Below are 12744 nucleotides of genomic sequence, written 5' to 3' on the forward strand. Positions count from 1 at the left end.
AAATTGATAGTGGATTGCAGGAAAATCAAAGCATTCCACCGTGTACTTCACTTTTTCCTGCTCAGGCGAATCATCCCGTACTGAAAATTTTTCCTTTTTTATACCGGAAGAGATGGCAAATGAAGGATTTCTGGAAACCTGAATGGATTGATTCAGCAAATCGGCCATAGCAATGATTTTTGCGGCCATGCTGTCATCCATCGTGTAAATGTAAGATGGCAGACTTACCGGCTGAAGCTGGTAATATGCCTTCTGCCCGGATGCTGCCATGAGCATGATTTCACTGAAGGTAGCGGTATTACCCGCTTCTTCACTGTCTTCTTTTTTGCAGGAAAAAAGAAGCAGCAAAAGCATCAGAGGGATTGCAATTGCTTTCATGACAGGTAATTTTTTTGGTATAAGTTACAAAAATCATTTGAAATTAATGTTCCCGTTGATGCGTTTCAGCAGGATGAAGCACGGATGACCCCAAAAAGACCATAACATTGCGTATTAGTTCGCTTACTCTCCTGATATGCAATCCGGCTTGAAAAGGTAATCCTCCTATAGGGTGCATTAAAACTTTGGTTTTATCCATCGAAGAAAAAACATTAATTTTGGGTATGATTACTTCCCTGAATGGATGATAGAGTTAAATATTGGCTTGAACTCTCGGATTATGACCTTGAAACAGCTATTGCCATGCTCAATAGCAGGAGGTACTTATATGTCGGCTTCCTGTGTCATCAAACCATAGAAAAAATATTCAAAGCATACTATACTTTCCTTACATCAGAAACAGCGCCATTTTCGCACAGTTTATCCTATTTGGCAAAAAAAGGTGATTTTTATGATGAATTTTCCGAAGACCAGAAAGATTTTATCGACAGGATTGAGCCTTTGAATATTGAAGCAAGATATCCTTCAAATAAAGAAAGATTATTAAAAAGCCTTACTTACGAAAAATGTCTTGATATAATTGAAAAAACCAAAGCTCTGCAGCAATGGATAAAAGCGAAGCTATAAAAAAGGTCAAGCAATATAAATTATTACTTAAACAGCATTTTGACCTTGAATCAGTTTACCTGTTTGGGTCTTATGCAACTGAAACCAACAGGGAAGATAGCGATATAGACGTGGCGGTTGTTGTGAATCATGTTTCACAGGACTTTTTTCTTGTCAATCCATTGCTCTGGAAGTTAAGAAGACAAATTGATGACCGGATTGAACCTGTTTTAATTGATAAAAACAACGACAAGTCTGGTTTTTTGGATGAAATCAAAAAAAATGGGATTGAAATTGAATAAGCCCAATCCATTGGAAGATTCTCAAACCTAAATAGCTTGCTTTTATTTTGTTTCAGAGGGACTGAGCCGGATTCCAACTCTGCCATTCAGCCCGCATTGCATTAGTTCGCTTGCTTTCCTTTTTTAAGGCCACCCTGTTTTATGGATATCAAAGCGAAAACAAAGCAATATCGGAGGATTCGGATCCTTATTGATTCAGCATGTACAGAGTAATATAGGCCATGGCTCCCATGGCTTGTGCGAGGGCCGGTTCATGAATGGAGAATCCTGCCGTATGGAGCGCCTGGGCTGGCGCTCCGGGAGTTTTGGTACCGAAACGATAAAATACAGCGGGGTATTTCTGCGAGTACCACGCAAAGTCCTCGGATGTCATCCTCAGGTCAAGAGGCACAACGTTTTTTTCACCGGCATACTGAACAGCTGCTTCCATAGCCGATGCCGTATATTCAGGATGGTTGACCAGCACAGGATAGCCTTTAAGGATGGTGCATTCGCAGGAAACACCTCCTGCCAGGGCGGTATGTTCACTCACTGAACGGATGAGACTGTGGGCTCCGGCTCTCCAGGGCTCGTCAAAGGTGCGAAACGTACCTTCCATTGTCACCTGATCAGGGATCACATTGGTAGCTCCCGCGGCAGTGACTTTTCCTATGGAAAGAACGGTGGGTACAGCAGGGTTTCCTTTCCGGCTGACGATCTGCTGGAGTGCCACAATAATCTGTGCTGTTATCAGCACCGGATCAGTTATTCTGTGCGGCATGGCCGCATGGCCGCCTTTGCCGGTTATGGTAAAATACAGTTCGTCGGTTGATGCCATATAGGCACCGGGGCGGAAACCCAGTACACCGCTTTCCAGTTCCGGATCGACGTGCTGGGCGATAATCAGATCAGGTTCCCGTTCGCTGAAGAGCCCTTCTTCCATCATGCGCAATGCCCCCCCGGGAAGTTTCTCCTCACCCGGCTGGAAAATTAACTGCACGGTCCCTTCAAACTGGCCGGACATTTCCTTCAGTATACGGGCACAACCGAGCAGGGCGGCCATATGGGCATCGTGCCCGCAGGCATGCATCACCCCTGGATTTGAGGATGCAAAAGAGAAAGTGTTTTTTTCCTCTATCGGCAGTGCATCCATATCGGCCCGCAAGGCCACAAGTTTCTTCTCCGGCCGGGCACCTCTTATAAAAGCAGTAATTCCGGTACCTGCGATTCCTTTCCGGTAGGGGATATCCCATGCATCCAGCAGGGAGCAGATATAACCAGCCGTTTTCACCTCCTGAAACGACAATTCAGGATGCTGATGAAGATGCCTTCTGATGGCAATGATTTCCTCAAGAAGCTGTTCGCTGTGCTGATGAATAGAATCCCGTAACGACATAAAAAGCTTATTTTCCAAAGACAAGACGAAGGCCTACCAGAATAATCAGAATACCGAATATCCTTTTCAGGAACTGTTCCGGAAGACTGATAGCCAGTTTTGCTCCGAGAAGGCCGCCGATAAAAAAGGCAACCATCACAATCAGTCCGAAGCGATAGTTAACGTAACCCTGTTTTGCATAGGCAAGCATTGCCAGAAGAACGACCGGAGGGGTGAGAATAAAAAGGCTGGTCCCCTGTGCTTCGTGCTGGCCCATGCCCATAACCAGCACAAGCGCCGGTACAATAATGATGGCTCCTCCCACCCCCATGGTTCCTGAAACAATTCCGGCCACAAGACCGATCAGCAGAAGAAGCAGAATCTGAGTTATTCCCATGTTTGCCAGGTTATTAAAAATCCAGATTGAGTGACAAATAGAAAATACGGGGTAAAATTACCTTATTTTCGATACCATGCGCCCAGTCGAGACGGATAAAATACCCCAGAACCTGTGTGCGGAGGCCAAATCCGTATCCCGCAACGATCGGGTCGCGGTTCGACTGGATAATCACCTTATAGGTACCCCGGTCAATAACCTGCTTGTCGTAAGCATTCTTTCCCGAATAAGGCGATAACCCTGTCCATGCCGAACCTACATCAGCAAAACCCACAATCTGAAAATTGTTAAGGAAAGCAGAGGAAAGCGGCCTGTTGAGTATGTACCGGAAAACAGGAAAACGGATTTCATTGTTGATGAGGGCAAAATTATTGCCGTTCCTTATATTTTGCGTGAAGCCGCGCATATCGGTTGCCAGAGTCTGGTAGGCGTAATTCACTTTAGGGTCGACAGCTACACTCTGGTCAAATGTGGGGTATTTGCCGGGAAAGATATTGATCCAGTTATCCACACTACCCAGATAATAGATGAGACGGGCATGACCAAAGGAAGTGCTGGCAGCAAAGCGGGTTGCCCAGATCAGGCTTCTGTGGATCCGAACGTAATTCCTGAAATCCACCCCCAGCACCCAGAGGTCTGTTTTCTTCTCATTTATCTGTTTGTAGTATTCGCCAAAAATCTTATACCGCGTACCGCTGTAAAGGTTAAGCCCCAGGCTACGGGTATTGTCAAAAATCACTTCTCCTTTCAGCCCTGCCCATGACCTGACATAATTGGGAGATTCAAGGCTTCTGACATCGGTAGCCAGCAATACCGTTCGGTCGTGCCTGAAACTGGCCGTTCCTTTCACCGCAAAAACCTGACTGAACGGATACCTGAGAATGTACATTACCTGGTGGGTCTGGGTTTTGATGAGATAATCATAATCGTAGAGATAGTTTTTGAAAACCTGCCTGTGAAAAACAACCTGCTTGTCGAGCCGTTTTTTCAGGTTTTCGAAGCTCAGCAGGTATTCATTGCTGTCAAAGTCGGTGGCAAAACGCACCCCTCCGATAATTTTGTAATCTTCAAACAGGTCATTTGTGCCCAGTTTGAAGAGCATATTGAACCCCGGATTATAATAAACGGCTCCTCCTGTAAAGGCCTGATAGGAAGCATTAAGAAAGGTAAAATCAATCTGGTTTACAATATAGTTGGTATAGAACGAAGTTTCGTAGATGCGCACCCGGGGCCAGAGGGAACCGGCATTGGCCGAATCGCGCGTTATTACAATATTTTGCCTGGCCAGCTGGGCATTCAGGTAATTGATTTTTTCCTCTTCAAAAACATAGTTGTTAATATCAACCTGCCTGGTTGTATTAAGAGTAGAGTCGAGCAATTTAGGCAAACCTGCCGTGGAACCCAGCATTTGCAGAGGGATGTAGGTTTTGGGAATTCGGGCTATGCTGTCGTTTTTCCGTAACTGCGCGGTGAGATTGGTACGGTAAGGTGTCGGCACAGGAGGAGGAACAGAACCCGGCACTTCGGTTTCATGACTAAATATATTGAATCTGCCGTTATTGAAAATCAGGTCGGCAATATTACCTGTTCCGGGAGAATAATCCTGTTCGAGGATACCCCTGGAATAATTTGTAAGAGGTACACTTTTACTGAAGTAACGGTAATGAATGATGGTATCGACAAAACTGATCGTGCTATCGAACCGTCCGAGATAACGGTTGAAAATACCGCTTTTATCGCTCAGGTAAAGAAATTCATTACGGCTTCGTTCTGCAGGCTGGAGGTTATCGGTGTACGCCGTTTCCGACAGGTTGGTCAGCACATCAGAAACCGGCGGATATTGGGCCAGATAAAGATCAAATGTTGCCCGTGTGCACTGGTCACAGGCAGACATTACCGTCAGACTGTCGGACGAGCGGTTACTGCTGAAAAGGATTTGTTTCCCGCCCTGAATAAAACGGGGATGCAAATCATCGGCCACATCGTTGGTAATTTGCTCGCTGGTTGCCGAAGCAAGGGTATGCACGTAGATATCTGATTTCCCTTTTTGTATTGCTGAAAGAACTAGCTTCAAACCGTCGGGCGAGTATCCGACATCAAGAACTTTTTCAAAATAGAGAAAATTCCGGCTGATCAGTTCTTTTGTAGCAATATTGTACTGATAAAAACGAATGCCGCCTTTTTCTTCCGTAAAAAAGGAAAGAATCTGCCCGGTAGGATTCCAGGCAAGCACCGGATAGGAATAATCCTGGATCTGGTCGAGCTGATGTTCTTTCCGGAAAATACACCGTTTCTTTCCTGTTTTTTCGTTATAAAGCCAGATTTTATACCTTCCGTTCAGATTGGTAACCCAGGCAATGTATCCGGCGGCAGGATTGATTTTCACCTGATAGTATATCAGCTTTTTGCGCGGGTGCCGGATAATTTTTCCTGTTTCGGGTAAAGCGGGAGCATCCTGTGCACCGTAATACTGATCCTGGTAATAGAGAAGCCATTCCTGGGCAAGGTCTCGTACCGTAAACCCGAGCACATTCAGAAAAGCTGTACTGGCATTTTTGTTGATGCGGGTCAGATAAACTATGTTGGGGATCACCGATTTACCGTACCTGTCGGCAATAAATTTCCAGAACGAATGTCCGGCATAAAGGGCATCGGTTCCCTCAAGCCGGTTAAATCGTTTATAACGTCCGCTGAGAATCCCATCGCGGACGATGTTATCAATTTCAATGCTCCATTCACGGCCCAGGTAAGAAATAAGTCCGCTCCGGTACCATTCGGGCAGGTTAATGAGGGTAGTGTTGGTGATGTTCTCGCGAAGGTCGCTTCCGTAAAGCATCTCATTAAGAATGACTTCGGCTATGGCGCCTCTGATCTGTTCATCAAAATGCCGGTGGTTTCCGTCAAAGTACAATGAAACCTTGTTGTTGATGATGCGGGTTACGCCGCCCAGATTATTAAGTTCATCGTTACCGGTTATCAGGCCAATGTTGCCCTGCCGGAAATCGGCCAGTTTGTTGTAAACAAGAAATATCAGGCGTTTATCAACGGTGTAATCAAAGAAGCTTTCAATGGCAGGAAGCTGCTCGCCGGCATATTTTGCCGTATATTGTGCCAGCTCGGTACCAAACTGATTGAAGTACACGTCGTACCGGTCAAACCGGTAAAAGTTCCAGAAAAAATCTGCATACTGAACCCGGTTTTTCCCGAAGGTCATCTGATGACCGTTGTAAAACTGGGCACCGGCATTCATTGCCGTGAGAAGAAAAAACAGACCTGCTATGAAACCTTTTTGCCTGCTCATAGGAGTGTAAAGGTAAATATTCCTGTCAATTTTTTCGGGCTGTATTAATAACTTCGGTTAAATTTGCAGAAACACGATTAAAAAAACCTTGCGATATGAAGCGGAGGATTTTATTTGCCTTACTTATTGCCGGCTGTTTTGTTGCAGGCCTTATGGCTCAGTCAAGACGGCCCTTTATGTCGTTTGACACCGATGCACACGATTTCGGGACCATTACCGAAGAAGGCGGTCCGGTTACCTACCGGTTCGAATTCACCAATACGGGCGGAGCCCCTCTGATCATCAGCAACGTTACAACCTCCTGCGGATGCACAGCACCCTCGTGGTCGAAAGAACCTGTATTGCCCGGAGCAAAAGGTTTTGTGAGCGCCACCTATGACCCCAAAAACCGGCCCGGAAAATTTGAAAAAACCATCACCATTGTATCCAACGCCGAAAAATCTCCGGTTATTTTGCGCATCTCAGGCGAGGTAACAAGTAAACTACCCGGAATCGAAAACATGCTTCCGGTTAAAATTGGCAATCTGCGGTTGAGCTCCAATACAGTGAGCTTCGGCGATCTGAATTTCGGCGACCAGGACCGTAAGAGCCTTTATGTGATGAATACCGGAAGCTCCACTGTTCAGATTTCTTTTTCCGATGTACCAAAACACCTGTTGGTTATGCCCAATCCGGCGCAACTGAAACCGGGCGAGTCAGGCACCATTGACATCACCTATGAAACCGAACTGAAAAATGCCTGGGGCTTTGTTACAGACCGTTTTCAATTGCTGATCAACGGGAAAGCAGAGCCACTGAACCGGATTGTTGTAACAGCCAACATTAAGGAAGATTTTTCACGGCTTTCCCAGAGCGACATGGCTTCCGCACCGGTCATCTCAGCCGAAAAGGAAACATTCGACTTTGGAACCGTGAAACAGGGAACAAAAATTGAAGCCAGCTATGTGATAAAAAACACAGGCAAACGGGACCTGCTCATCCGGGATGTTCAGACATCCTGCGGATGCACGGTGGCAGTACCCGGCGACAAAATAGTAAAACCCGGAAAATCGACCACCATCAAAGCGGTATTTGACACCCGCGGGTATCACGGAACACAGAACAAGCTGGTTATGGTGATCAGCAACGACCCCAGGACGCCCAAGCTCACCTTATGGCTGAGGGGAACGGTAGAAAAATAAACCGCCATTCATTGGAAGAGAAGCCTATACAAGACAACGGTTCCGCCGCTCAGGAAAAAGGAGGCACAGGTGATGCTCCGGCCGTTAATCCTGAACTGGGAAAACTTATTCGCCACAGAAAACGGAAAACCTGGTCGCCGGATGAACTGGCCGAAGGAATACTGAAGGGAAATGTTCCTATGCTCAGCCGGGCCATTACCCTGGTGGAAAGCCATCATCCGCGGCATCAGGAAATGGCAGCCCAGCTGGTGGAAAAATGCCTTCCGTACGCGGGAAAATCCATACGCATAGGAATCACAGGCGTTCCGGGGGCCGGGAAAAGTACATTAATTGAAGCACTGGGCAACCGGATTGCTTCACCGGAGCAGAAACTGGCTGTTCTGGCAGTTGATCCCAGCAGCAGCCGTTCAGGCGGCAGTATTCTTGGCGATAAAACCAGAATGGAGCTTCTTTCGACCAATCCGTATGCATTTGTCCGGCCTTCCCCTTCAGGCGGCACCCTTGGCGGAGTAGCAAGGAAAACAAGGGAATCGGTCATTCTCTGCGAAGCGGCCGGATATTCGGTTATTTTCATCGAAACGGTGGGCGTAGGACAAAGTGAAACCATGGTCCATGGAATGACCGACTTCTTTCTGCTTGTGCTTATTCCCGGCGCCGGCGACGAACTTCAGGGCATGAAACGCGGCGTTGTTGAACTGGCCGATGCCGTGCTGGTGAACAAAGCCGATGGCGACAATGCCGGAAAAGCCGAACGCGCTGTGAGCGATTACGCTTCCGCCATGCATCTTCTTCCTCCCCACCCGGGGAAATGGACACCCCGCGTAATGGCCTGCTCGGCCAAAACCAACGCAGGAATTGATGTTCTGTGGAATACCATCAACGAATACATCACCCTCACCAAAGCCAACGGCTACTTTGAAACCAAACGAAGAGAACAGAATCTTGACTGGCTGCAGGAAACCATCCTGGATCTGCTGCAGTCAGAATTTTACCGGCATCCCGGCGTAGCTTCCCTGCTGCAGAAATATACCGCTGAAGTGGCAAAAAACAAAATTACTCCGTACTTTGCAGCCCGTCATCTAATGGAAACGTATCATCAAAAAAAATAACCTTATGAAAAAAGCATTCTTCTTTCTTGTGCTGATTATTCTGGCCTCAGCATGCAAAAACGATAAAAACGCCTACACCATTAAGGGGAAAATGGACGGGTTGGCCAATACCCGGGTATATCTCAAAAAAGAAATAAACGAACGCTTTTCGGTAGCCGATTCGGCCATAACCGACAAAAAAGGCAATTTTCTCTTCAAAGGAACGGTTGAATATCCCGAATTTGCCATGCTGGTTTTTAACGACACGCTGATGGTGAGGCTGTTTCTTGAACCCGGTACCATCAAAATAGATGCTTCGGCATCACAAATTAAAAATGCCCGGATTGACGGTTCACCTGTTACCATGGAACTGAAAGCCTATCAGGATACTCTCACCCTGCTCTTCGGCAAAACGGAAGATTCGCTCTATGCCATCTACCGGAATGCAAGGGAAAATAACGACAAGAAGCTTCTGAACGAAGTCATCAGCAGTCTGGATGAACTCGACCGTAAAGTAAATGCATTCAAGCGCGATTACGTGCGCCGGCATGCCGCTTCTGCCATCGCCCCCTATATTGTATGGAGGGAACTGTCGTATGAAATGGAACCCGAAGAAATGGAATCCTTCATTGCAGTATTTGACCCCCGTGCCAGCCAGTCGACCTGCGTTACCAACCTGCGCAACCGGATAGAAACCCTGCGCAAAGTAGCCATAGGACAGCCTGCACCCGATTTTTCACTTAAAACCCCTGACGGCCGCCTGGTTTCCCTTTCTTCACAATTGGGGCACTACCTGCTGATTGACTTCTGGGCATCGTGGTGCGGACCCTGCAGAAGGGAAAATCCCAATGTAGTAAAAGCCTACCAGGCCTTTCACAAAAAAGGATTTGACATACTGGGCGTTTCGCTCGACAGAGACTCGGCACGATGGGTTAAAGCCATTGAGGACGACAAGCTGGAATGGACACAGGTTTCGGATCTGAAATACTGGGACTGCGAACCAGCAAGGCTTTATGGAGTGCGCAGTATCCCGGCCAATTTTCTTCTCAACCCCGAAGGAATCATTATCGCAAAAAATCTTACCGGAGAAGCCCTCTATCAGAAACTGAAGGAACTGCTGAAATAACATCATGGCTATGGAGTTTTTCAGGGACATCATCATCGAAACCCTCATGATTACAGGCATCGTCATGGTGATGATGCTGCTGATCGAGTATTTCAATGTATTTTCAGGCGGGGGATTTGGTGAATATGTCAAGAAATCCTCCCTGCGGCAAACCGGTATTTCAGCCTTCCTGGGATTTACCCCGGGGTGTGTGGGAGTTTATGCGGTGGTTTCCCTGTATCTTCACCGTATTATAGGCTTTGGCGGTTTGCTGGCGGCCTTGCTGGCTACCGTGGGCGACGAGGCATTTATTATGATTGCCCTGATCCCCAAAACGTACCTTTTGATTTCGCTGATCCTGCTGGTTCTGGCCCTTGCTTTCGGGCTTCTTTTTTCAGGAGTGAAGCTCAGAAGCATTGAGCACTCAAGGCTTCTCATGCATGAAATGCATCAGCATAAAGAAGACCTGGATGGGAAACTGAACATAAGCCGCCTTATTCAGCAATTGAAAAATATGAGTTTCCCGCGTGCCATCCTCATTTTCTCCCATCTGGTCCTTATTTTCGGAATTATCAGCGGAGTGCTTACCCATAACGAACATCCGGGATCAGTTGAAGAGGGACACCCCTCCTGGGATTTTATGCGGATAACCTTTTTACTTGCCTCCGTCACGGCATTAGGAATTGTTATTATAGTCTCCGACCATTTTCTTGAAAAGCATCTGTGGGAACACATAATCAAAAAACACTTCCTGAGGTTGTTTCTCTGGACCTTCGGTACCCTGCTGGTAACAGGCCTTCTGCTGAGCAACTGGGAACTGCGGTCGTGGATGCAGTCCAACCATTTGCTTCTTCTGCTCATGGCGGTAGCTATAGGTATTATACCCATTTCGGGGCCGCATATTGCCTTTATTACCCTTTTCGCACAGGGTGCCATTCCGTTCAGCATTCTGCTGGCCAATTCAATTGTACAGGACGGACACGGAGCCCTGCCCCTTTTTGCCGAATCGCGCAGTTCTTTTTTCCTGGCCAAGGGTATTAAACTAATTCCTGCCCTGATTGTTGGTTTATGTGGTTTATGGTTACGGTTCTGAATTAACGTATAACTTCAAATGATACATTGCTATGCATTATGATGTAATTATCATCGGCAGCGGCCCGGGAGGGTATGTTGCTGCTATCCGTTCAGCCCAGCTGGGCATGAAAACGGCTGTTGTGGAAAAAGCCGAACTCGGGGGCGTATGCCTCAACTGGGGTTGCATACCGACCAAAGCATTGCTGAAAAGCGCCCAGGTGTTTGAATACATGAAACATGCCGGAGACTATGGCATTAGCATCACGGGTGAAGCCAAACCCGACTTTGCGGCTGTTGTGAAACGCAGCAGGGCAGTTGCCGACGGCATGAGCAAAGGCATTCAGTTCCTGTTTAAGAAAAACAAAATCGATGTTCTTCAGGGTCATGGCAAACTTGCTCCCGGCAAATCTGTTGCTGTGAACAAAAATGACGGAACCAGCGAAACCTTCACTGCCGACCACATTATTCTGGCCACCGGGGCAAGGTCGCGCGAACTGCCCAACCTGAAACAGGACGGGAAAAAGATCATCGGCTACCGCGAAGCTATGACCCTGCCCGAACTTCCCTCATCGATGGTAGTGGTAGGTTCCGGAGCCATCGGAAGCGAATTTGCCTGGTTCTATGCCACCATGGGAACAAAGGTTACCCTGGTGGAATTCATGCCCACTATTGTGCCGCTCGAAGACGAAGAAGTTTCCAAACAACTCGAACGGTCGTTCAAAAAGGCCGGCATAACCGTTATGACTTCTTCAACCGTTGAAAAAGCCGAAGTAAAGGACAATCAGTGCCATGTAACCATCAAAACGCCCAAAGGCACAGAAGAGGTTAAGGCCGATATCGTGCTTTCGGCGGTTGGCATCACTCCCAATCTGGAAAATATTGGTATTGAAGAAACGGGTATAGCTCTTGAAAACGGAAAGGTAAAAGTGGACGAATACTACCGCACCAATGTGCCGGGGATATACGCCATTGGCGACATAGTGCACGGGCCTGCCCTGGCGCACGTTGCATCTGCTGAAGGAATATGCTGTGTGGAAAACATTGCCGGGAAACATCCTGAGCCGGTGGATTATAAAAATGTTCCTGCATGTACTTATACCGTGCCTGAAATTGCTTCCGTGGGCCTTACTGAAAAAGCGGCACGTGAAGCGGGTTACAGTATCAAAGTGGGGAAATTTCCTTATACGGCATCGGGTAAGGCAAGCGCTGCCGGCAACAAAGACGGATTCGTCAAGCTGATTTTTGATGAAAAATACGGTGAACTGCTCGGTGCTCACCTGATCGGTCTCAATGTAACCGAAATGATTGCTGAATTGGTGGTGGCGCGTAAACTGGAAACCACGGGGCATGAAATCATTAAGTCGGTGCACCCCCACCCCACCATGAGCGAAGCCATAATGGAGGCTGCTGCGGCAGCGTACGGAGAGGTGATTCATTTGTAATTTTGCCGTTCGCCCTTAGCTATGAATTGAGTTAGGGTAAAGGATATGCTTTATTCTGAAACCCTGAAATTGAGCGTAAAGCGTAAAGTGTAGAGAAATGGCGTTCATTAGTTTATTCTCCGCTTATCGTTCTACCCAATTGTTTACTCGGGACCGAAAAATCTCAAATCTAAAATCACAACTCACAAATCCCCGCGAATTTCCTATTTCCCATTCCCAATTTTCTGTCCTTGATTACGCTATGAAAACCAGAACAAATGAATAGGAAATGGGAAATGGGAAATGGGAAATCGAAAATCGGAAATCCCTGGAACTTTGAAACATTGGAACTCTGGAACATTGGAACCCTGGAACACTGGAACTTTAGAAACCGTTCCTTAATCCCCTACGGGGAATTTGATTGGATTTGATCACCGTTTCTATTGTCCTTCATCCCCTAACGGGGAAATGGAAAGATCTTTTGCCATTCGCTTTACGCTCTACGCTAATTAAAAAATGCTCTGCACTCTAAACCCA

Annotated in this window: 11 protein-coding genes; 7 read left to right on the forward strand and 4 right to left on the reverse strand. The window is 47.0% G+C overall.

The window, feature by feature from the left end; translation table 11 throughout:
• On the reverse strand, window positions 1-378 hold a 378-nt coding region (locus tag GX419_13075), incomplete at its 3' end, for a hypothetical protein (protein NLI25628.1).
• Window positions 379-618: 240 nt separating this feature from the next.
• On the opposite strand from GX419_13075, the gene GX419_13080 reads away from it, so the two are divergent.
• Both GX419_13080 and GX419_13085 read left to right on the forward strand, forming a co-directional pair.
• Complete coding sequence (locus GX419_13080) at window positions 619-1005, forward strand: HEPN domain-containing protein (protein NLI25629.1); 387 nt, start codon at window positions 619-621, stop codon at window positions 1003-1005.
• Window positions 984-1286 (forward strand): nucleotidyltransferase domain-containing protein, encoded by a 303-nt coding sequence (locus GX419_13085; protein NLI25630.1) that lies wholly within the window; start codon window positions 984-986, stop codon window positions 1284-1286. The genes GX419_13080 and GX419_13085 overlap by 22 nt, the downstream gene beginning before the upstream one ends.
• 187 nt (window positions 1287-1473) lie before the next feature.
• Here GX419_13085 and GX419_13090 read toward each other — a convergent pair whose 3' ends face one another.
• Genes GX419_13090 through GX419_13100 form a run of 3 tightly spaced genes read right to left on the reverse strand, consistent with a single transcriptional unit; the run spans window position 1474 to window position 6338 of the window.
• Window positions 1474-2661, reverse strand: coding sequence for an amidohydrolase (locus GX419_13090; GenBank protein NLI25631.1), 1188 nt, complete (start codon window positions 2659-2661; stop codon window positions 1474-1476).
• 7 nt (window positions 2662-2668) lie between these two features.
• On the reverse strand, window positions 2669-3031 hold the full coding sequence (locus tag GX419_13095; protein NLI25632.1) for a sulfite exporter TauE/SafE family protein: 363 nt from the start codon (window positions 3029-3031) through the stop codon (window positions 2669-2671).
• A 19-nt stretch (window positions 3032-3050) separates the two neighbouring features.
• Window positions 3051-6338, reverse strand: coding sequence for a hypothetical protein (locus GX419_13100; protein NLI25633.1), 3288 nt, complete (start codon window positions 6336-6338; stop codon window positions 3051-3053).
• A 95-nt stretch (window positions 6339-6433) separates the two neighbouring features.
• On the opposite strand from GX419_13100, the gene GX419_13105 reads away from it, so the two are divergent.
• From GX419_13105 to lpdA, 5 genes are all read left to right on the forward strand, one after another.
• Window positions 6434-7519 (forward strand): DUF1573 domain-containing protein, encoded by a 1086-nt coding sequence (locus tag GX419_13105; GenBank protein NLI25634.1) that lies wholly within the window; start codon window positions 6434-6436, stop codon window positions 7517-7519.
• On the forward strand, window positions 7492-8628 hold the full coding sequence (gene meaB, locus GX419_13110; GenBank protein NLI25635.1) for a methylmalonyl Co-A mutase-associated GTPase MeaB: 1137 nt from the start codon (window positions 7492-7494) through the stop codon (window positions 8626-8628). The genes GX419_13105 and meaB overlap by 28 nt, the downstream gene beginning before the upstream one ends.
• A 226-nt stretch (window positions 8629-8854) precedes the next feature.
• Entirely contained in the window at window positions 8855-9733 is an 879-nt protein-coding gene (locus GX419_13115) for an AhpC/TSA family protein (protein NLI25636.1), read from the forward strand.
• 10 nt (window positions 9734-9743) lie between these two features.
• Complete coding sequence (locus GX419_13120) at window positions 9744-10805, forward strand: arsenic efflux protein (protein NLI25637.1); 1062 nt, start codon at window positions 9744-9746, stop codon at window positions 10803-10805.
• Window positions 10806-10836: 31 nt separating this feature from the next.
• Window positions 10837-12228: a dihydrolipoyl dehydrogenase gene (gene lpdA, locus GX419_13125; GenBank protein NLI25638.1), complete on the forward strand. Its 1392-nt coding sequence runs from the start codon at window positions 10837-10839 to the stop codon at window positions 12226-12228.
• Window positions 12229-12744 lie beyond the last annotated feature (516 nt).

The organism is Bacteroidales bacterium, assembly GCA_012517825.1.
In the GTDB taxonomy this organism is placed as follows: domain Bacteria; phylum Bacteroidota; class Bacteroidia; order Bacteroidales; family JAAYUG01; genus JAAYUG01.